Below are 21,839 nucleotides of genomic sequence, written 5' to 3'. Positions count from 1 at the left end.
AAATCCCTAAATAAAAAAATATCAAAATAATTCTACCAGCCCAGCACGTAAGAGAAGATCAGCGGCGCTACGATAGTGGCATCTGATTCCACGATGAACTTAGGCGTATGTATATCCAGTTTGCCCCAGGTAATTTTTTCATTGGGAACAGCGCCGGAATAAGAACCGTAGGAAGTAGTAGAGTCGGAGATCTGGCAGAAGTAGCTCCAGAAAGGAACATCGGTCCATTCCAGGTCCTGGTACATCATCGGCACTACGCAGATGGGGAAATCGCCCGCAATACCGCCACCGATCTGGAAGAAGCCAACGCCTTTACCACCGGAATTTTTACGGTACCAGTCAGACAGGAAGATCATGTATTCAATACCGCTCTTCATGGTAGAGGCTTTCAGCTCACCTTTAATGCAGTAGGAAGCGAAGATGTTGCCCATGGTGCTGTCTTCCCATCCCGGAACGATGATAGGAATATTTTTTTCAGCAGCGGCCAGCATCCAGCTGTTTTTAGGATCGATTTCGTAGTTCTCTTTCATCACACCGCTCAGCAGCAGTTTGTACATGAACTCGTGCGGGAAATAACGTTCACCGGCATCTTCCGCGTCTTTCCAGATTTTGTGGATGTGTTTCTGGATGCGGCGGAAAGCCTCTTCTTCAGGGATACAGGTATCGGTAACACGGTTAAAGCCTTGTTCCAGGAGGTCCCATTCTTCCTGCGGGCTCAGGTCACGGTAGTTAGGCACTCTTTTGTAGTGAGTGTGCGCCACGAGGTTCATAATATCCTCTTCCAGGTTAGCACCGGTACAGGAGATGATGTCTACTTTGCCCTGACGGATCATTTCAGCGAAAGAAATGCCCAGCTCGGCCGTACTCATAGCACCGGCCAATGTTACCATCATTTTACCACCTTCCAGTAAATGTGTTTCATATCCTTTGGCAGCATCCACCAATGCAGCAGCATTAAAGTGGCGGTAATGGTGCTGGATAAATTGAGAAATGGGTCCCTTATTCATGTCATTTAATCATTTATACATTAACAGCCTGGCTCATAAAGCCTTAACAGCTGGCAAAGTTAAGATAATTTTCCAAGGCGAAAGGGGAGAGGTCCATAAAAGAGAAAGGTCTGTGGCGGCGCCCACAGACCTGTTCATTTCAATCAAACGGAAAGCACAACTAAAACTATGCTTTTTTGAGACGGCTCTGTACACTGGTACTGCCGCTCGCATCTGCTTTTAAAGTGGTCCAGGTATCTTTTCCCTCAAGGGTGATAAAGTAAACAACATTACCATTGGCAGCATATTCCACGATGCAGTAAATGCTGTCGTTCGGATATCTTTTATTGAGCCTGGAGGTCAGTGACAGCGGCAGCTGTTCAGGGCCCAGGTAGCGTGAAGTGGCCAGCAGTGTTCCTGCATCATCGAAGAAGGCAGTCACCTTGCTGCTGCGCATGTTAAATTTAGCTGTGAAGGTTTTGTTATCATCGGTATACCATTTTACTTCACTGGCTCCGGCAAAAGTCTCGCTAAAAGAATGTTCTATTCTGCTGTTAACTTTAGTTTCGTACGGATTTGCAAAGAGGGCGCCTGCACTAAGCAGTAATGCTGCACTCATCAAAAGGATTAATTTTTTCATGGCGGAAAAAAATTAAGAGGTTTTTAAATGTTTTTGTGTTGGTTTTTTGCTTTGATGACTCAAAACTACGACGGGAAGGGATGGTTGGTCAAGCCATACTTTACTGGTGGAGGTACTAGATAATTTGAGCTATCCGCTATCGGACGTTCGGCTGGCCGGTGGCGGACAACCGCGTATGTACCGCAGCCATGGCCTGTTTGTTGGTGCCACCTTGCCAATGTTGCATGGGCGTGTGTTAAGATTGTGTTAAAGTGGATGAGAAATGTGGTTCAACGTGAAAACCGGCATGCCTTGACTATCAGTGGCAAAACGAATCGTTACATTTGTCTGGTCAAATCATCAGAAAGGCTTTATTATGAACTATCTGGCACATGCTTACCTTTCCTTTCACCAGCCGGCACTGATCACCGGCAACCTGATCGCGGATTATGTAAAAGGCCGGCAGCAGCTGGCGTTATACCGCCCCGATGTGCAACAGGGCATACGGTTACACCGGGCTATTGATACCTTTACCGACCAACACGCTGTCACCGCACAGGCCAAGACTTTTTTCCGCCCGGCCTGTGGCCTTTACAGCGGCGTATTTACAGACCTGGTATATGACCATTTCCTGGCAACAGACACTACCCGTTTCTCTGAAGACACCCTGTATGATTTTTCCAAAGAAGTATATGATGTCATTACCGGCCGGGAAGAAGTGCTGCCGGCAAGGTTCCTGGAGATGTTCACCTACATGCGGCAGTACAACTGGCTCTTCAATTACCGTGGCAACGACGGCATGGAACGGGCCTTTCGGGGCATCAGCGCCAGGGCCAAAGGATTGGAAAGCAGTCCTGCCGTTATTTTTGCTATCTTTCTGGAACATTATGATGCCTTAAAGGACTGCTACCAGGCCTTTTTCCCTGCGCTCCAGACACATGTGGAAAATTTGTTACAAAACGAAACCCGCTAAGGGCCTGTTAAAGACCCTCAGGTTACTTTCCGGATTCACTAAAAATCTCTAGGTTTGGGGCCGCAAATTGTTTTAAAAGAAAATAAAGCTCACAGGATGTTTAAAAAAGCCATCATTTTCGCCTTTGCACTCGGAGTATTTGCCGCCAACGCAGGAGCCCAGGATAAAAAATTACCACCACTCGACGCCAGCCCCATGGACATGGCTTATTACCCGCCCATGTACCCTTATGTGGTAAAGGTGAAGGGTGAGCCGGGCACATTGGTGGCCAGGGTCATCTATAGCCGTCCACAGACAAAGGGCAGGGAGATTTTTGGTAACCTGGAAGAATACGGAAAAATATGGCGGCTGGGCGCCAACGAAGCCACTGAGATAGAATTTTTCAGACCGGTGGTCATTGCCGGCAAAAACGTTCCGAAAGGACGGTATACCATGTATGCCATTCCCACCGAAAAAACATGGACCATTATCCTCAATAAGGAAACAGATATCTGGGGCGCATTTAAATATGACCAGCGTAAAGACGTGGTGAGAACGGCCCTCCCCGTAACGCCACTGGACACCCCGCTGGACGCCTTCACCATGGTATTTGAAAAAGGTGATCCCGGTGCCAATCTGATCATCGCCTGGGACAAGGTAAGCGTAAGCCTGCCTATCCGGTGGACAGATGGCGGTGCCAGGAAATAGCACCCTCACAAGATAAAAATACAAATGGCCCAACGATGTCAAAACCGTTGGGCCATTGTATTTATATAGTATTAACTATGTTTCAAAAAGAAAGGGCGGTAAGACTACCGCCCTAAGAATTTTAACCATATCCTATGAAAAACCTAAACGAATGTATATCGAATATCCGTACCCGTTAGACTTCATTTGGTGAACGATATAAAAATGTTCGTAAGCGTGCTAAATCATTCCATCAACAATTTTTCGGACGCTAAATTGGACAATAATTGCCGTGCCCGCTAAAATGTTCCAATCACAAAAGGGAGTATATTTGAAAAACCGCCAGAAATTGTTCATTATAAAATATTTAAGACATGAAGCTGGGAACTAAACTCATACACGCAGGTGTAGCGCCCGATCCCTCCACAGGGGCCATTATGACACCTATCTTTCAAACCTCCACCTATGTACAGAGTGCTCCGGGGGAACACAAAGGATACGAATATGCCCGTACACAAAACCCCACCCGCGACGCCCTTCAAAATGCATTGGCGGCCATTGAAAACGGTACCCATGGTATTAATTTCGGCAGCGGCCTGGCTGCTACCGATGCAGTCATGAAATTGTTGTCGCCCGGCGATGAAGTTGTGGCAACCAATGATTTATACGGCGGCACCTACCGCATCTTCACCAAAGTATTTGAACGGTATGGCATTAAGTTCTCTTTTGTAGGCATGCGTGATGCCGCCAGCGTGGCAGCGCATATCACGCCTAAAACCAAAATGATCTGGCTGGAGACACCCACCAACCCGCTGCTGAACATCATTGATATTGCTGCAGTGGCGCAGATCGCCCAAAAGAACGGCGTACTGCTGTGCGTAGACAATACCTTTGCGTCTCCATACCTGCAAAATCCGCTGGACCTGGGCGCCGACATCGTACTGCATTCAGCCACCAAATACCTGGGCGGCCATAGTGATGTGGTACATGGCGCCATCATCGTTAAAAACGAAGAACTGGCCAAACAACTGTATTTCATACAAAACAGCTGCGGCGCTGTGCCGGGGCCTCAGGACTGCTTCCTGGTGCTGCGCGGCATTAAAACCCTGCATGTGCGTATGCAACGCCATTGTGAAAACGGGGAAAAAATCGCTCACTTCCTGCGTAATCATGATAAAGTGGACAAGGTATACTGGCCTGGCTTTACGGATCATCCCAACCACGATATCGCCAAACGCCAGATGCGGGGCTATGGCGGCATGATGTCTTTCACGTTGAAAGATGATAATATGGACGCTGCCAACAGGGTCCTGAGCCATACACACCTGTTCTCCCTGGCGGAATCGCTCGGTGGCGTAGAGTCACTGATCGGACACCCGGCCAGCATGACGCACGCATCCATCCCCCGGGAAGAGCGGATTAAAAACGGGCTGGCCGATTCACTCATCCGCCTGAGCGTGGGCATCGAAGATGTGGACGACCTGATCGCTGACCTGGACCAGGCCATCGGATAACACGCTCATCAATCTGATTTTAATTCTTACAGGTTAAAAATTATCTTTACCAGGTATATCATTTTACCTGGACCATATCCACAGCCTATTTTAAACAGTGCTGACGAAATAAACCACCTGTACGGTTGCCGGAGGGCAGCAGTACAGGTGGTTGACGCGTATAGCCAGGCTGCAGATGCTACATGTGACACACTATGAAGATCCAACAACTGAAGGACTTCCTGAATGCGAAAGCGGCATCCTATAATCATCCGGATTTTATTGCAAATGACCCCATTTGCATCCCGCACCGCTTCAGCGAACTGCAGGACATAGAAATTGCCGGCCTCTTTGCCGCCATACTGGCCTGGGGCAACCGTACCAGCATTATCAACAAATGCACGGAACTGATGCGGCATATGGACAATGCTCCCTATGACTACATCCGCAATCATGACCCGCGCGACCGGATGAAGCTGATGACCTTCTGCCACCGCACCTTCAACGGGGTAGACCTCCTGTATTTCGTGGAATTCCTACAGCATTACTACACCAACATCACCTCCCTTGAATTCGCCTTCAGCGGACATCTGAGCCCGGAGGATGAAAACGTTGAAAAAGCCCTGACCGGCTTCCATAAAATGTTTTTCTCCCTGGAACACCCCGCCCGTACCGAAAAACATATCTCTTCCCCTGCCAAGCATTCTGCCTGCAAACGATTGAACATGTATTTGCGCTGGATGGTGCGAAAAGATGAAAATGGCGTGGATTTTGGGCTGTGGCAACATATTTCACCGTCACAACTGATATGCCCGATGGATGTTCATGTAAGCCGCGTGGCCACCAGACTGGGACTTATATCAGACGCGAAGTCTGACTGGAAAACAGCGGTATCGCTCACCCACGAGCTCAAAAAACTGGACCCGGAAGATCCGGCCAAATACGACTTCGCCCTGTTTGGATTAGGTGTGATCGAAAAGTATGTTTGATTAAATTAATTTACGGTAATGAAAAAATTATTGGGCGCCATTGCAACCTTGCTGACATTATCCTTTGCCGCAAAAGCACAGGACTATATGTCGATCAATTACAACTTCAACAAGGGAGAACAGTTCGAACTGGAACAGAAAAGCCGTACGGAGACCTATACCACTGTTAATGAGACTCAGCAACGGGTTACCCGCGACTATAACAATATCATCACCATCGATGTCACCGATGTAATACCCGGCAAAGCCGTGCTCACGTTCCGGTATAAAGAGCTGCGATTCAATTTCAACGCTAAAAACCAGAACATCTTTGTGGATGCCAAAGTAGATAAAGCCGAAGAACCTTTTCAGGCCGGCCTGAAAAAACTGCTGGACCAGCCGTTTACCGTGGAACTGCAAAGCACCGGCGTGATCACTAAAATCGACGGCCTCGATAACCTGCTCAGCAACGCAGAAGCAGCCTTCAGTTCCCTGAAAAAAAATGAGCAGGAAGCGTATAAAAAACTGATGAAAGACCAGTTTGGCACCGACGCCTTCCGCGCCTGGCTGGAACAACTGCTCATTATGTATCCGGCACATGGCATCAAAACAGGTACCCAATGGGAAGAAAGCATACCCCTTCGCGGCGGCCTCATAGGCAGGATAGACCTTTACTGGAATCTCCAGACCTGGGACTCCCAGACCGCCAAGATTGGAGGTACCTCCAAAATCAATACTGACAAGGTGCAAACCCTGACCCTCGACGATGATATCAAAGCCACGGCCGAAATCAGCGGCACCACCTCGTCCAACTACCTGGTCATGCGCAGCAGCGGTATGCCCAGCATCTGCGTACAGAATACGGAAATGAATGGTAACTACACCTACAAAGTGAACAAAGCAAAAGGCATTAAACACGATCTGAAAGTGCCGGTGAAAGTAATCACCAACGCTTCCTACAAAATAAAACAGATGAAATAATGAACAGCTTTCCTGCACCATACCTTCAGGAGACGGCCACCTGGGCGCAACAAACATTTGAGGTGAGCGTACCACCGGGCAATATCAGTTTCGATCAACTGCAGGAAATACTGGGCAGGAGACTGGAGTATCTTATCAGCAACGATTTACAACAATTTATCTTTCTGCTCTATCGTATAGACGTGGCAGAGAAAAAAGTAAAACAAATACTCGCATATGCCGCCGAACAGGGCACTGATCCCTACCGGCCCATCGCTGCCCTGATCATCGAAAGGCAGCTGCAGAAAATAGCTTCCCGGGAAGCTTTCCGGCAAGATAACCTGCCGGACGATGAAGAAAGATGGTGAAGCATTTACGGATTTTTTGATTTCGTGACTAGTTAAATGAATATAAAAAACGGCCAAAGCGGAAACCTGCTTTGGCCGTTTTTTTATTGATCTGTAAATCAAAAAGTTCGTAAATCAAAACATCAGCTCTTTTACTTTCTCCTTGTCTTCTTTTTCCTTGTCCAGGTCGAAGAAGGTGCCGAACACGCGGTCCCAGAATGCAGAGCTTACGCCAAAACCTTTCTCCTCGGTTTTATAGTGATGGAGGTGGTGATTTCGCCACAGTGGCTTCATAAACTTAAAGGGTGGGTTCCAGGCATGAATGGCATAGTGCATGCTGCCATAAATGAGATATCCCAGCAGAAAGCCCGGGAAGAACATGAACGTATACTGCCGCAGGAAAATATATTGGCTGCCAAAGATCGCTGAAGCCAGGATCAGACTTGGCACCGGCGGCATGAACAAACGCTGTTTGTCCCGCGGATATTCGTGGTGGTTACCGTGCATCACATAAATAAAGCGTTGCACCCTGGGACTCTCACTGGCAAAGTGAAAGATGAACCGGTGCATGATATACTCGAAGAGCGACCAGAATAACATCGCGCCAACAAATATCAGGGCTACCGTTCCAACTTCAAAACCTAATGAGTCGTGGCTATAGTAAAGCATATAGCCAATAATGGGCAAATACATTCCCCAGATCACCAGGGGATGCGTTTTTGTCAGCATCTCGAGGTACTGGCTTTCAAATAATCTTGCCTGTCCTTTGTTCTTAATCTTTTCAAATTTCATGAATCCCAGTTTTAACGCGTAACAGTTACGGGAAAATGAATAAGACCCTTCTTATTTACCCCGGCAGGTAGTTTAGTCCCCGTCTGCCGATTTCAGGCACAAAAATACAATCTTCACCTTAATTGGGATATTTTAGTTCCTAAATTATCCATCAAATATTATAACGCCCGCTTTCCGCTACTGCCTGTAATTGATACGAAACTCGTTTAAATCCGGCTGGTAGGCCCGTTTGCGTTGTAACTCGTATTGATAAAGGATGTTCCCGGCATCCCGGAAAAATGGATACCCCTCTTCCTCATATTCATATTTATCATCATTTAAAATACCGTCGCGGTTCACATACACCGTTCCGGTCAGCATAAACTCCACATGATGCTCAAAATCAACGATGTAAGCCGCATCTGTGAGGAAACCGTACGACCAGCCCGTTTTATTGAAGACCCGTATGCTGGACGGTATATGACGCCCCGCACCCTTGAAAAGGAAAAACTTCGTATAGCTGTCGAAGTACTCCGTAGTGTCGTAAACGGGGTCTGTGCTTTCAGAAGGGTACTCCGACATATACCGGTACAGGAACCGGTAGTCCTCAGGCGTTATCCGGAAACGCTGCGCCGCCGGCACTGATTGCGGGAAAATCACCGATTGCAGCAGCTGTTGCAGATCCTGCAATGGCAGGTTATTATGCTTCGTAAAATCCATTGGCTCAGATACCAGGTGATCGTTTTTATCCATGTACCCCGCACCGATCCGGATGTTCCTGCTATAGTCATATTGCAGCGTGCTCACAGCGGGCGCCTGCCAGTACAGCGTTTTGCCGTTTTTAACAAACCGGATGGCATTGGTGCGCCTGTTTTCATCTTCAGACAAAGGCATAAACCGCCGGACGATACGGACATCCTTATATCCCTTTTTCCAGAGCCGCTCATGAATAGACTGTTGTCCGACAAACTCATACAGACGGTTATAGGCATCGTTGTCACTGATCAGGAATATCCGTTTGATGTAATGATTGATGGAGGGAAGCCCGCTTTTCGCGGTACTGTCAGTATGCACGGTCAACTGCCCGCTTCCGCTGCTGTCGGTAAACATCGTGGTATTACCATCCAGCCCCGGCACTTTCAGCTCCCGCATCTTTTCCAATGCCAGCAAGGCAATAGGCAGCTTCACCGTACTGGCCGGATTAAAATACTGGTCTGCGTCCACGTTGAGGTAATAATGCCGGAAATGCGGTTTGTTATTGGCATCCCGGTCAATTTGCGTGTAGATCAGCTGGTACCGGAAAGAGTCCGGATGCTGCAGCATATGCCGCAACAACGGCGTAGCCTCGCGGTTGAACATGTTTTTAAGCAGGGTATCTGTACGGGGCTGTGCCTGTGCAAAGGACAGGCAGCCGCAAAGCAACAACAACAAACAGTGACGCGTCATAGAGCAGCAATAGTGGTTCTGATTGCCAAAATATAAAATTATCAGCTGGCTACTAAGCGCTTCCTGATGTTTTCGTTAAAATTAGCTGGTGTAAGCCCGAAATGGGTGTGGAGCGACTGTTCCAGTCCGGCATCATTATTCTCTGCTTTCAATGCCTCCAGTGCCTTCGGAAAACCCTGCCGACGGACGACCTCTTCCAGCAGCAGTGCATTAATGGTAAACTTCAGGCTGATATCCCCCACACTGACATTGTTTTTAAAGGCCTGGTATAAATCCTCACCAGGATGGTCGGCAGCATATTTCTTCAGGATAGCCAGACAGGTAGCATAAGACTCGCCCCAGCCGCCATCGGCATAATAAGCCAGGCCCTCTTCCATGGCCCTGTTTACCGGCCGGGGAAGAAATTTATCACAGTAGAAGTGAATGAGATCATGCCCGTACCACGGACTGCCAACTCCACTCATGAAAATATCATTGTCCTTATCTGAATCGCCGCGCCGCATATAACTGGCGTTTGCATCATAGTCTACGCCCTTTACCCGCAGCAGTTCCTGCGCATCGCTGCAATGGTAGTAGTGCAGCTTCACCGGCTTTGCGCCAAACCATCCCGCCACAGTTGTGTTAAAGCGATCAAACCGCCGGGCAGCTGCCGTATCCAGCGTATATGGGTACAGGTAATGAATATTGCCTACCCATTGCTGCTTCCAGTCTCTGACCACATAATCACGCGCAGGATAAAAGACAAACCGGTCCTTCCTGTCCTTTCCGATGATACTGTAAATCATACGTACCACCGGCTGCCCGTCGGCCAGGCCCACGAACCCCAGTTTAACCAGGTATGTGTCTTCCTGCTTAAGTTTTATCACATTCTGTAACTGTGCCTTGTAGAAGCCGGTATCATGACGTTTGGCACTCTTCTCTATCTTCACGATTTCTTCAAAACCCATCCTGTCGCCCCGCAGATAAGCCGTGTCTGTATAAACAGATGGCAGTCCCGGCTGGTCTTTATCCCTTAGAAACCCATCCAGGCTTATCAGGAGCCTTGCTTTCAGAAGACTGTCCGCCGGGAGTTTTGCCAACGGGGAAATAACATATCGTGAAGGAGACTGCGCTACAGTTGCCATTGGCAGCACCAGCAGCAGGTAAAGGGGCCATAAAAGGGATTTCATAACAGGTATTTATCTTCCTAATTTATATAAAAAAACCGCAGGAGCATCCTTATATTTGGTCAATCATACAACCAGAACACTACAAATCATGAAACTTGTAAGTTATTTAAGAGAGGAAACAGACCAGCTGGCTATCCTTGTTGACGGGCTGTTATACAACACCCAGGAACTGCATCCTGACCTTCCCAACAACATGGGTATGTTCCTGATGATGTGGGAAGATGTGATCGATATTGCCCGGCAAGCCGATGCCAGCCTGAAAGCCGGTAAACATCCCGGCACAGCCCATGGCATAGCTGTAGACAGCGTCCAACTGCTGTCGCCCGTACCGTTCCCTACTTCCTGCCGCGACGGCTATGCTTTCCGTCAGCACGTAGCTGCCGCACGCAGAAACCGTAAAGTGGAGATGATTCCTGAATTTGACCAGTATCCCATCTTCTACTTCACCAATCACAATGCCATCCAGGGCCCCGGCGATATTCACTGCATGCCTGACCATTTCGACAAACTGGACTTTGAGCTGGAAGCAGCCATTGTGATCTGTAAAGCCGGCCGCAATATTACCGCAGCAGAAGCGGACGATTACATCGGCGGTTTTATGATCATGAACGATATGAGCGCACGCACCCTGCAGATGGAAGAAATGAAGCTCAACCTCGGACCTGCCAAGGGTAAGGATTTTAGCACAGTGATCGGTCCTATGCTGGTAACGCCTGATGAACTGGGACCTTTTTTGATTCCTGCCAAACCAGGGCATACCGGCAATAACTATAACCTGAAGATGACCTGTAAAGTCAACGGCGTGCAGGTGAGCGAAGGCAACATGGGGGATATGGACTGGACCTTTGCGGAAATCGTTGAGCGTTGCGCCTATGGCGTCAACATTATGCCCGGCGATGTGATCGGCAGCGGTACGGTAGGCACCGGATGTTTCCTGGAACTGAACGGCACCGGCAAACTCAACGATCCCAATTACACCGAGCAATGGCTGCAACCCGGCGACGTGGTGGAAATGAACATCGACGGACTGGGCACGCTGACCAATACCATCGTAAAGGAAGATACAGACTTCTCTATACTGGCGCTTAAGAAAAACGTATAGGCATGAAGGTAGTTCCGTCAGAAATTAAAACCAGCGAACTGCAGGCTTATTTGCAGGGAGCCATAGCTCCGCGCCCGATTTGTTTTGCCAGTACCATAGATGCTGAAGGCAAACCCAATTTATCACCCTTCAGTTTTTTTAATATGTTCGGCACCAATCCGCCTACGCTGATATTTTCTCCGTCCCGGCGTGTGCGCGACAACACCACCAAACATACACTGGCCAATGTTTATGCCACCAGCGAAGTGGTGATCAACGTGGTCACCTATAGTATGGTGCAACAAACGTCCCTCGCCAGCTGCGAGTATCCGGAAGGCGTGGATGAATTTGTGAAAGCAGGGTTTACGCCACTGGCATCAGAAAAAGTGAAACCGTTCCGCGTAAAGGAAAGCCCGGTACAACTGGAGTGTGTGGTAAAACAAATCATCGAAACCGGCAACCAGGGCGGCGCCGGCAATCTTGTCATTTGCGAGCCTGTACTGATACATATCAATGATGAAATATTCGACGCCAAAGGTAAAATAGATCCTCACAAGATAGATCTCGTAGCACGCATGGGCGGCGATTATTACTGCCGTGCTTCCGGTGATGCCGTTTTTGAAGTGCCCAAACCAAACACGCAACTGGGCATCGGCGTAGATGCGTTACCGTTACCTATACGCAACAGCGTTATTCTCAGCGGCAATGATCTGGGTAAACTGGGTAATGTACATGAAATGCCTTTTGTAGACCCTACGTTTGATGATCATCACCTGAAAAATATCATTCAGTACTATAGCCTCACACCGGATGAGATGGAGCGTGAGCTGCATCATTATGCCAAACAACTGTTGGAAGCCAACAAGGTAGGAGAGGCGTGGCAGGTATTGCTCAGCGCATAATAAAAACATGCCTGTAAAAACAAAAAGGAGCGAAGAATCTTCGCTCCTTTTTTATGTGATCTGAAACAGTTATTACAGGATATTCCCGAATACTTTTTTCAGGAGATCAGTTGTCCTGGCGGCAGGATTGGCACGGATAGCCGCTTCCTCTTTGCCGATCTGGTCAAACAGCGCATTAACAGCCATGGTGGTCACATAGTCCTGCAGGTTAGGGTTCGCTTTGTTGAACGTTGTCGGCAGTTTGTTATAGGTGTTCACGATGTCTGAGTAATAGCGTGTAGCGCTGGTACTATCGAGTGATTTTTTAACTACAGGATTAAAGGCTGCTTTCAGCTGATCTGTAGTTTTGCTTTTGAAAAATTCTGTGGCAGAATTGTTACCGCCTTTTACAAGATTGAGCGCATCGGTGAGCGTCATTTGTTTGATCGCGTTCACAAAGATGGGAGCGGCATATCCTACTGCTTTTTCAGCAGAACGGTTGATTTGCAGGATAGCCTGGTCCACCTGCGGACCAAGGCCGATAGCACGCAGTGTGTTACCGATTTTCACCGCATCAGGGGGCAATAACAGTTTATAAAGGTCATTACCAAAAAAACCGTCTGTTTTATTGAGATTGGCAATGCCATTAGCAACTCCTTTTGCCAGTGCTTCCTTGATAGCAGAACCAGCTTCTGATTCAGTTATACTGCCGCCATTGCTGGAAGTAGTGGTGGTAGTGTTAGTAGTGGAGTTGGATTTTCCGAGCTTTTTCAGTTTGTTCAGTAGTTGTGCCTGGCTGGCGTGCATGCAGCCAACGCCCAGGAGTACCAACAGTGTTTTTTTCAGCATAATGTTGTGATGATGATGTATTAATGTTTCAAATATATAACTTTATTCGTGTATCGTTAATAGCGGAATATGTGTCTGGTAGGCCAGTTTAGCCGTATTACTACGTTTGAAGATCCGTTCGAACAAGCCATGTTTTTTAGGAATGGTCAGAATGAGGTCCGCCTGTATGTTTTCCGCAAATTCTGTAATTCCCTGTACCACGTCCGGGTTGTCTATGAAATGATATTCCGGCTGATAGCCTTCCAGCAGGGTATCGAGCATCAGCGTTTCAAAAGGCGTGTCGGTGGAAAAGTGCCTGCTTTCATGATCGATATTGATCACATGCAGTTCTGCATGAAATGCGGCCAGCAGCTTCTTCAACGGTGCAATCGGCGTGGTGTCGGCCACCTGGCGCAGATCGCAGGCGAATACAATTTTCGTGATGCCTTTGAATGTTGCTTTCCCCGGAACAATTAACACCGGACAGGTGGTATGTTTCACCACGTCAACGGTATTAGACCCCACCAGTATTTCCTCCACTTTGCTGCCGCCGGTGATACCCATCACGATCAGCGTGGCTTCTTCCTGTTTTACCACATCGTCGATAGTGGCTGCCAGCAGGGTATTGTCCGCCCGGGTCACGATGCTGACGCCATTTGCCGCAAGGGGTAAAAGCTCTTTCTGCATCTTGTCCAATCCTTCCTGTGAGGCGATCCGCAGGTCATCGGGATTGACCATGGGAATAGACGTAGGCACGTCAGGAATAGGGACAATCAACTCATAGGCATGATAAAGCACGATACGGTCGACCTTCAGTTGTGCGGCCATTGCCAACGCATAAGTAGCGGCATTATAGGCGGTATCAGAAAAATCAGTGGGTACAAGTATAGTTTTCATATGACTAATTTTAAGATACAGAAGCGTTACTTAAAGTTAACTATGTGACACGGTATCTGAGCACTTCTGAGAAGGGTATAGAAAATTTAATGCCGGAAATTCGCGTACACGAAGAAACGACAAGACCACACCTTGTTGATCATATTAACATAAATCAATATAAGCAACAAAATGTGGTCTTATTTTATCTCTTTGCGGGCTTACTGCCCGCTAATCTTATGATCCGTTTGCCTGACTATTTTTCCAGCTTCATTTGCGGGAAGAACAGCACGTCCTGGATAGAAGGCTGGTTGGTCATCAGCATGGTCAGACGGTCGATACCGATACCGATACCGGAAGTAGGCGGCATACCGTATTCCAGGGCGCGGAGGAAATCGTAGTCGATATACATGGCTTCGTCATCGCCGCGTTCCATCAGTTTCACCTGGTCTTCGAAACGTTCGCGCTGATCGATAGGATCGTTCAGCTCACTGTAGGCGTTAGCGATTTCCTTACCATTGGCAATCAGCTCAAAACGTTCTACCAGTCCTTCCTTGCTGCGGTGCTTTTTAGTCAGCGGGCTCATTTCCACCGGGTAATCAGTGATAAAGGTCGGCTGTACATAATGGCCTTCGCATTTTTCACCAAAGATCTCATCGATCAGTTTGGCTTTACCGAATTTGGCGTCTACATGGATGTCCAGTTGTTTGCAGACATCGCGCAGTTGCGCTTCGTCCATGCCGGAGATATCGAAACCGGTATGTTCCTTAATGGCTTCGTACATCGGCACGCGGCGGAAAGGCGCTTTAAAGTCGATGGTTTTATCACCTACCGGCACTACTGTGGTGCCATGAAGGGCCAACGCTACTTTTTCTAGCAGGGTTTCGGTGGTACGCATCATCCACTCATAGTCCTTATAGGCGGCGTACATTTCCATTACGGTAAACTCCGGGTTGTGGGTACGGTCCATACCTTCGTTACGGAAGTCTTTCGCAAATTCGTACACGCCTTCAAAACCGCCTACGATGAGGCGTTTCAGGTATAATTCATTCGCGATGCGGAGGTATAAAGGAATATCCAGCGCATTGTGGTGCGTAACGAACGGACGGGCGGTAGCGCCGCCGGGAATAGGCTGCAGGATAGGTGTTTCTACTTCCAGGTAGCCAAGGTTATTATAAAAATCGCGGATGGTCTGGAGGATTTTGGTGCGCTTTACAAACACATCTTTCACTTCCGGGTTGATGACCAGGTCCACATACCGTTGACGGTACTTAAATTCCGGATCGGTTACCTCGTCAAAAACCTGTCCTTCCACGGATTTTACAATCGGGAGCGGGCGCAGGGCTTTGGACAGCATGGTCACTTCCCTCGCGTGAACGGAGGTGGCGCCGGTTTTGGTCACAAAAGCATATCCTTTTACACCGATGATGTCACCGATGTCCATCAGTTTCTTGAAAACAATGTCGTAGGCGGTCTTGTCTTCACCGGGACAGATATCGTCGCGGCGTACGTACAGCTGGATACGGCCGGCCTTGTCCTGGAGTTCCACGAAAGCTGCCTTCCCCATATCACGGATAAACATAATACGGCCTGCCAGGCATACGTCCTGGAATTGCTCCTTAGTAGCTTCCGAATAGTTATTTTTTATGTTAACGGAAGTATCATTAACCGGGTATTCCGCTGCAGGGTAGGGGTCGATCCCCAGTTTTTGCAGCTCCTGTAATTTTTCCCGGCGTATAATCTCTTGCTCAGATAATTGTGTCATGTGATTATTTGTAAATGCCAAATGGAGTGCAAAAATAACTGATTATAGGGAAAATCTTATGGAAAAGGGCTGTAAGACTACAGCCCTCTTATTTTTTGACCATATCCTATGAAAACCGGCTTAAAGGTAGCCTGTTCCACTGCTATAAGCAGCGGGAGTTAGCGAACGTGGTGAACTATTGCGTAAATGGCGCCTGTAGATGGATATCCGGCAGTATCAGGCGGCCGTTTATGGATTTTGTGAAGGGTATTTTTGAGTTATGCTTATTTTCGCCCGCCAACAACAACAAAAATCAACATCGTATTATGAGAAGCATATCATGGTTTACACCCGCCTGCCTGGGCAGTGCCGCCCTGTTGCTTGCCGCTATGCCACGTTTACAGGCGCAGGAAAAGCAGGATGTTACCTTTGAACAGGCCTTCAGAGGCCAGGCCACGGATATTATACAACCCTTACCGGTCATCAAAGGCTGGGCAGATGCGGAGCACTACCTGGAAATGCGCCGCGACGCTGCTTCCGGCCGTACGCAAGCCATGAAAGTGGACGTCCGCACCGGAAAAGCAGAAATATATACCGCTCCGGTAGACGGTCCCAGCGTGGAAGTACGCGACAGGGACATCTACTACAAAGGCGTTGACGGCAACAGCATCCGCCTGACAAATGACACCCTGGAAGAGAAAAATCCCACGCTCTCGCCAGACGGGCGCTACGTGGCCTTTACCCGCAACAATGACCTGTACAGCCTGGAAATAACTTCTAAAAAGGAAACACGCTATACCCACGACGGCACTGATGTGATCTACAATGGATGGTCTTCCTGGGTGTATTATGAAGAAATTCTCGGTCGCCCTACCCATTACCGCGCTTTCTGGTGGAGCCCCGACAGTAAACAGATCGCCTATATGCACTTTGATGATACCAAAGTGCCCGTATTCCCGATCTACAGTGAAAGAGGGCAGCATGGATATCTTGAAAACACCCGCTATCCCAAAGCCGGCGACCCCAACCCGGCAGTAAAAGTAGGCGTTGTACCGGTAGAAGGCGGAAATACCGTATGGGCCGACTTCAACGAAAAAGACGACCAGTACTTCGGCATGCCTTTCTGGACGGCTGACAGTAAACAACTTTGGATGCAGTGGATGCCCCGCAGCCAGGACAACCTGAAAATATACAGCATTGATCCAAAAACCGGCGTCAAGAAAGAAATCTACAGCGAAAGCCAGAAAACATGGGTGGACTGGTTCGATGCTGTTCCCTTCCTGCAAAACAACCAGGGCTTTCTGTTGCAAAGCGATAAAACAGGCTGGTCCCACCTGTACCTCCATAACATGGATGGTTCCCTGAAAAAACAGCTGACCAGCGGTAACTGGACCGTAAAAGACGTGGTTGCTACAGATGAAAAAAACCAGATCATTTACTTTACCGCCCGCAAGGAAGCATCCACCCGTTTCGACCTGTATAAGGTAAGCATGAAAACCGGCGCCATTACCCGGTTGACTTTCGGTAATTACAACCACATCATCAACATCGCGCCTGGTGGCAAATACTTCATTACCACCTATTCCAACCTGCAAACACCCGACAGGATGGCGCTGCTGGACAATAACGGGAAAGTTGTCCGGGAACTGGGCAACAGCAAAGGCAGCAAGTTTGGCCAGTACAACCTGTACAAGCCTGAGCTGACTACCTACAAAACCCGCGACGGACTGGTGTTACCGATGACCATTACTATGCCGGTACACCTGCAGCCCGGGAAAAAATATCCTATCCTGATCAGCATCTATGGCGGCCCTAACGCCGGCACCGTATACGATACCTGGAAATTCAGCCCCGGCTCCCAGTGGTGGTCACAGGAAGGCGTTATCCAGGTGGCTATCGACAACCGCAGCAGCGGTCAGTTAGGCAAAACCGGCATGAATTACATCCACCGTCAGCTGGGCAAGTATGAAATTGAAGACTATATGGACGCCGCTATGTGGCTGCGCTCCCAGCCCTGGGCCGATCCATCCAAAATATGCATGACCGGCGGCAGCTTCGGTGGTTATATGACTGATATGGCCCTTACCTATGGCGCTGATGTATTCACCCATGGTATGGCCAATTTTGCGGTAACAGACTGGCAGCTGTATGACAGCCACTACACCGAGCGTTATATGGACACTCCCGCAGAAAATCCGGAAGGATATAAAATTACTTCCGTGATGACCTACGCCAACCGCTATAAAGGCCTGCTCCGCATGGCACATGGCACTATGGACGACAATGTGCATATGCAAAATGTTATTCAGCTGGTAGACAAACTGCAAAGCCTGAACAAACACTTTGAATTTATGCTGTATCCCGGCGAGCGCCACGGATGGAGAGGCCCTAACGCCCTCCATGCTTCCACCGAAACGGCAAGGTTCATTTACACTCATCTGCTGGACAAGCCGTTCCCGTCTGCCTTCAATGCGAAATAGCCGCTACAGTAACCTATAAACGGGGTCCCGGAAAAATATCAGGCATGATATCCTTTTCCGGGACCTTATTTTTTTGCCATAAAGGGTGTGTAAATCAACGTACAGGAAGGTAAAGTTGCGACTTCACAGGTGATAAGGATAAACAGGACCAAAGTAAATAGGACCAAAAAATCTTGTGGGTTAAATGTAATGATTTGAATGTCAGGTAAGGGAGTAAGTATCAGGGAGAGTAATCACAGGTTTTTAGGAGAAAGAAACAGGGCTGCAAGACTACAGCCCCGAAAAATTTTAACCATATCTTTATTGAAAAACCTAACCCAAAGGTGGGCGTTTTTTGAATTAGATGTTACTCCATTTTTGTGAACGATGTATTTTTCTCGGGGAACGTGGCAAAAAAGACGGTGAACGCATATTGCAGTTAAACGCTTGCTACTTAATCATAATGTATCTTATTTTAACATATAAATTTGATTATCAGTTTGTTATATCATAAAGTTGTATTGTTTTGCCGTAAAGTCGCTTCCAGCCGCTGCGAGCTGGTTGCAGGTAAACGCATTAAAAAAGGAAGTGAACGTAAAATGATGAGTGGAAAGACCGGGATGATTTCCAGAAAGCATTAGCAAAAGTTATAAAACGTATGTTTTATTATAAATCTGTAGAGCTGCAGGGTAAAGGAATAAAAAAAGGGTGGTAAGAATACCGCCCTTGTAATAATTTTAACCATATCCTATGAAAAACCTAAAACAAAGATATACTGTGAATTTTAGTCCCAGGCTTCCATTTCCGTGAACGCTGTAATATTGTTCGTGAAAACAGGATAATGGTAAATATGTTATTATATTAATAATTTTACAATATTATAAATATATAGAATTACTATTTATAAATATGTATACATACTTACAAATCAATAATTAACATAAATTTAATGCAGTAAAATTCAAGCTTTTTATTGAATTGGCCCTTTGATATCCTGATAACTTTATGCGTTAACCTTAGAAAAGGGTGCGTTGACGGACCGTATTCCGGCGTTGGCCTCAGGCTATTCGTTGGCCGTTCCGGACGGGCTTGCCGGGCTGCAGGAGGGTAACTTCCTTGTCATCGCCCAATACTCCCAACACGAGGCACTCGGAGATAAAATTCGCGATCTGTTTAGGAGGAAAATTTACTACAGCAATGATTTGTTTGCCTATCAGCTCATCTTTCTGGTAAAGCCGGGTAATCTGTGCAGAAGATCTTTTCATGCCGATTTCCGGGCCGAAATCTATCAACAACTGATAAGCCGGATTACGGGCCTTGGGAAAGTCGTTTGCTTCTACTATTGTTCCCGTTCTCATTTCTATTTTCTCAAAGTCCTGCCAGTTGATCAATTCCATTACATTCGTTTTATCTAAAAATAACGGACTGAAGGCAAAAAAGCAAAAGTCGGGATCTGTTTGTGAAGAGCGGTCGCACAACGTGTTGAAATACGCCTACAAAAGGGTAATCTGGCATAGTTATTGTTTTTAATATTACCAAATTTTAGGTTAAAAAATAGGTTAAAGCGAAAGAACCCCACCTGCAGAGGTGGGGTTCTTTCGTTTATATACTTTCGGGAAGCGGGCTATTGCATTGACAGGCTGTCCTGTACAGTGATAGGTCCGCTAACGTTGATAATCTTTCTGTCGGTAAAATCTTCGTTGGCAATCAGTCCCCAGCCGTGCAGAGAATCGGTGGGCGTTTTAATAAAGACTTCCTTGGTGGAGTAAAAAACTTTTTTCTTGGGGTCCCAGTTCAGCTCATCGGTATTAAGACGATCCCCTTTTTTATTCACGACCACTACATTTTTGGACAGGAATATAGCTCCTTCGTCTTCCATATAACGGCCGGTATCGGCGGTGAGGGTGCTTTCCACGCCGAGGGTGTCATTAAACATGAGCACTTTCAGGCCCTGCTTGAATTTCACGTAGGATGGCTTATCCAGGCTTCTTTCCATGGCAGGGGCCATCAGCTTTGCATTTACCTTGCCGTTCTGGCTGAAGATAGCCTCGATATCTGTACCGTTTTCAACAGCCGCTTTCTTGGAATCAAATTCCATCACTGCCTGGATATCATTTTCGCAGGCAACCGCTGTCAGCGCGATACACAGATATATGAGTCTTTTCCCGATCATACGGTCAGGCTTAATCGTATTTCTTCTTGATAAACCATCTATCACTCAGGGTAAAGCCGAGAGACAACCGGTAGATATTTTCCTTGAGGGCGGTATTGTTGCTACCACGGTGGGCCACATCAAATGCAACGTTGACCATCGTGTACTGGTTGGAGTAAGGCATACGGCGCACGGGTAATCCGGCACCTACCGTAAAGCCCATGATGTTCATGTCCTGGCCACCCAGTTTCAGGTAATCGAGGCCATAATAGGCACCAAGGCGATAAGCCACACGGTTCCAGTAACCGCTGAGCGCTGTGGCATTGGGAACGAACTGTCCGCCGATAGCCAGCTTCCAGGAATTCTGGAGGGAATCAGCCTGCTCATATTTTCTGAAGTTGCTCCATTGTGTGGTATTGAAGTCCATACCCACCTGCCATTTATCCAGCTTGCGCAGAATGAAACCGGCGCCAAAGTCCTGTGGGTACACCACGGTACCTTTAGGGCCTTTTTCGGACCTCACGGAATCAAGTGTAACAAAACTATTGGAGGCGGCATTGTATATGAGGCTTTCGCTCAGGTTCTCCTGGCGAACCGACATATCCTGCTTCAGGCTTCCGGAAGCGCCCAGTGTCAGGTCCATATCCTTGTTCAATTTGGCCTTGTACTGCACACCCACTTTATAAAAGAAGCTGCTATAGCTAATGCGTGTCATATGCCTGGAAGCGTTGATATCAGCTACAGGATAAATAACACGGGTATTGTTTTCAATATTTCCGAACAGATAGCCCAGGTTGACACCAATGCTGAAATTACCGATTCCCACACCGGTACCTGCATACAGCTGATATAAACCACCACTGCCCTGGTAACGGTGCGCTACCGGCAGTTTAAGGGTATCGTAAAAAATCTGGTCTTTAGACTCCTGAATGTTGTAAGACACTCTGGTCACCGGGCGAAGACCCAGGTTCAGGCCCCATTTCTTGCGGATGGGAATACCCACCTGCAGGTAAGACAGGGTACCAAAGCCGGAGCTAAAACTTGCGTTTTTGTCGGAGATAGACCTGGCACCGGCCTCCACACCAATATCGAAAGTGGTGAGCAGCAGGTTGGAATAGCTGGCCGGATTGATAAAGTTAACAGATGTAGGATCTCCGTATGCCTGAGATACGCCACCCATACCACGGTTGACTGTATTCTGGTTGTTGTTCAGATCGCCTAAACCGTAACGCGAGTAGGGTGAATTATCCTGTGCTGTAGCATTATTTGCCACCAGGAAAAATCCAACCAGGAAGCAAAGAATACTGACTTTTGTCCAATGCATTTCGTATCAGAATTGAGTTTAAACCCTTGTCCAGTGAAAATTATGGGTCTGCAAATATCTACTTTTTAAGGCGGGAAGCAAAAAAAACCAAAATCC

General features: G+C 47.7%; 20 protein-coding genes. 9 read left to right on the top strand and 11 right to left on the bottom strand.

Going from position 1 to position 21,839, the window contains the following annotated elements:
- Positions 1-32: 32 nt before the first annotated feature.
- Positions 33-1,007 (bottom strand): deoxyhypusine synthase family protein, encoded by a 975-nt coding sequence (locus tag ACTJJS_RS16415; protein ID WP_168870603.1) that lies wholly within the window; start codon positions 1,005-1,007, stop codon positions 33-35.
- A 166-nt stretch (positions 1,008-1,173) separates the two neighbouring features.
- Entirely contained in the window at positions 1,174-1,605 is a 432-nt protein-coding gene (locus ACTJJS_RS16410) for a hypothetical protein (RefSeq protein WP_168870604.1), read from the bottom strand.
- A 376-nt stretch (positions 1,606-1,981) separates the two neighbouring features.
- On the opposite strand from ACTJJS_RS16410, the gene ACTJJS_RS16405 reads away from it, so the two are divergent.
- From ACTJJS_RS16405 to ACTJJS_RS16380, 6 genes are all read left to right on the top strand, one after another.
- Positions 1,982-2,578 carry an ACP phosphodiesterase gene (locus ACTJJS_RS16405; RefSeq protein WP_440664496.1) on the top strand — a complete coding sequence of 199 codons (597 nt, stop codon included), beginning with the start codon at positions 1,982-1,984 and terminating at the stop codon, positions 2,576-2,578.
- Between the two features lie 96 nt (positions 2,579-2,674).
- Positions 2,675-3,265 carry a DUF2911 domain-containing protein gene (locus ACTJJS_RS16400; RefSeq protein WP_168870606.1) on the top strand — a complete coding sequence of 197 codons (591 nt, stop codon included), beginning with the start codon at positions 2,675-2,677 and terminating at the stop codon, positions 3,263-3,265.
- 353 nt (positions 3,266-3,618) lie between these two features.
- Positions 3,619-4,758 (top strand): cystathionine gamma-synthase, encoded by a 1,140-nt coding sequence (locus ACTJJS_RS16395; RefSeq protein ID WP_440664495.1) that lies wholly within the window; start codon positions 3,619-3,621, stop codon positions 4,756-4,758.
- Between the two features lie 194 nt (positions 4,759-4,952).
- Positions 4,953-5,726 (top strand): TIGR02757 family protein, encoded by a 774-nt coding sequence (locus tag ACTJJS_RS16390; protein ID WP_440664494.1) that lies wholly within the window; start codon positions 4,953-4,955, stop codon positions 5,724-5,726.
- An 18-nt stretch (positions 5,727-5,744) separates the two neighbouring features.
- Positions 5,745-6,686 carry a DUF6263 family protein gene (locus tag ACTJJS_RS16385; protein ID WP_440664493.1) on the top strand — a complete coding sequence of 314 codons (942 nt, stop codon included), beginning with the start codon at positions 5,745-5,747 and terminating at the stop codon, positions 6,684-6,686.
- The gene (locus ACTJJS_RS16380; protein WP_168870610.1) at positions 6,686-7,033 is read left to right on the top strand and encodes a hypothetical protein; all 348 of its coding nucleotides are present in this window, start codon (positions 6,686-6,688) and stop codon (positions 7,031-7,033) included. The genes ACTJJS_RS16385 and ACTJJS_RS16380 overlap by 1 nt, the downstream gene beginning before the upstream one ends.
- A gap of 114 nt (positions 7,034-7,147) precedes the next feature.
- Here ACTJJS_RS16380 and ACTJJS_RS16375 read toward each other — a convergent pair whose 3' ends face one another.
- From ACTJJS_RS16375 to ACTJJS_RS16365, 3 genes are all read right to left on the bottom strand, one after another.
- Positions 7,148-7,804 (bottom strand): sterol desaturase family protein, encoded by a 657-nt coding sequence (locus ACTJJS_RS16375; protein ID WP_440664492.1) that lies wholly within the window; start codon positions 7,802-7,804, stop codon positions 7,148-7,150.
- A 177-nt stretch (positions 7,805-7,981) separates the two neighbouring features.
- Positions 7,982-9,229 (bottom strand): serine hydrolase, encoded by a 1,248-nt coding sequence (locus ACTJJS_RS16370; RefSeq protein ID WP_440664491.1) that lies wholly within the window; start codon positions 9,227-9,229, stop codon positions 7,982-7,984.
- Positions 9,230-9,270: 41 nt separating this feature from the next.
- Positions 9,271-10,398: a hypothetical protein gene (locus ACTJJS_RS16365; RefSeq protein WP_440664489.1), complete on the bottom strand. Its 1,128-nt coding sequence runs from the start codon at positions 10,396-10,398 to the stop codon at positions 9,271-9,273.
- 88 nt (positions 10,399-10,486) lie between these two features.
- Here ACTJJS_RS16365 and ACTJJS_RS16360 point away from each other — a divergent pair, with 88 nt between their 5' ends.
- Together ACTJJS_RS16360 and ACTJJS_RS16355 are read left to right on the top strand one after the other, a co-directional pair.
- Positions 10,487-11,500: a fumarylacetoacetate hydrolase family protein gene (locus tag ACTJJS_RS16360; RefSeq protein ID WP_440664488.1), complete on the top strand. Its 1,014-nt coding sequence runs from the start codon at positions 10,487-10,489 to the stop codon at positions 11,498-11,500.
- A 2-nt stretch (positions 11,501-11,502) separates the two neighbouring features.
- A complete protein-coding gene (locus ACTJJS_RS16355; protein ID WP_440664487.1) occupies positions 11,503-12,381 on the top strand; it encodes a flavin reductase family protein in 879 nt (292 codons plus the stop codon).
- Positions 12,382-12,453: 72 nt separating this feature from the next.
- Here the strand turns inward: ACTJJS_RS16355 and ACTJJS_RS16350 are convergent, their stop codons facing one another.
- The 3 genes from ACTJJS_RS16350 to lysS form a co-directional block, all read right to left on the bottom strand.
- Positions 12,454-13,209: a DUF4197 domain-containing protein gene (locus ACTJJS_RS16350; protein ID WP_440664486.1), complete on the bottom strand. Its 756-nt coding sequence runs from the start codon at positions 13,207-13,209 to the stop codon at positions 12,454-12,456.
- A 42-nt stretch (positions 13,210-13,251) separates the two neighbouring features.
- On the bottom strand, positions 13,252-14,085 hold the full coding sequence (locus tag ACTJJS_RS16345; protein WP_343744509.1) for a universal stress protein: 834 nt from the start codon (positions 14,083-14,085) through the stop codon (positions 13,252-13,254).
- A 235-nt stretch (positions 14,086-14,320) separates the two neighbouring features.
- Positions 14,321-15,829, bottom strand: coding sequence for a lysine--tRNA ligase (gene lysS / locus ACTJJS_RS16340; protein ID WP_440664485.1), 1,509 nt, complete (start codon positions 15,827-15,829; stop codon positions 14,321-14,323).
- A 305-nt stretch (positions 15,830-16,134) separates the two neighbouring features.
- Between lysS and ACTJJS_RS16335 the strand changes: the two genes are divergently transcribed.
- A complete protein-coding gene (locus tag ACTJJS_RS16335) occupies positions 16,135-18,288 on the top strand; it encodes a S9 family peptidase (protein ID WP_440664484.1) in 2,154 nt (717 codons plus the stop codon).
- A 1,037-nt stretch (positions 18,289-19,325) separates the two neighbouring features.
- Here ACTJJS_RS16335 and ACTJJS_RS16330 read toward each other — a convergent pair.
- The 3 genes from ACTJJS_RS16330 to ACTJJS_RS16320 form a co-directional block, all read right to left on the bottom strand.
- Positions 19,326-19,664, bottom strand: a complete 339-nt coding sequence (locus ACTJJS_RS16330; RefSeq protein ID WP_440664483.1) for a tRNA-binding protein — start codon at positions 19,662-19,664, stop codon at positions 19,326-19,328.
- Between the two features lie 227 nt (positions 19,665-19,891).
- The gene (lptC, locus tag ACTJJS_RS16325; protein ID WP_168870619.1) at positions 19,892-20,440 is read right to left on the bottom strand and encodes an LPS export ABC transporter periplasmic protein LptC; all 549 of its coding nucleotides are present in this window, start codon (positions 20,438-20,440) and stop codon (positions 19,892-19,894) included.
- A 10-nt stretch (positions 20,441-20,450) separates the two neighbouring features.
- Positions 20,451-21,743: a hypothetical protein gene (locus ACTJJS_RS16320; RefSeq protein ID WP_440664482.1), complete on the bottom strand. Its 1,293-nt coding sequence runs from the start codon at positions 21,741-21,743 to the stop codon at positions 20,451-20,453.
- Positions 21,744-21,839 lie beyond the last annotated feature (96 nt).

It is taken from the genome of Chitinophaga sp. 22308 (assembly GCF_052045305.1).
Lineage (GTDB): Bacteria > Bacteroidota > Bacteroidia > Chitinophagales > Chitinophagaceae > Chitinophaga > Chitinophaga varians_A.
Note: the sequence above shows the minus strand (reverse complement) of the source record. Positions and strands in the feature narration are given on the sequence as shown.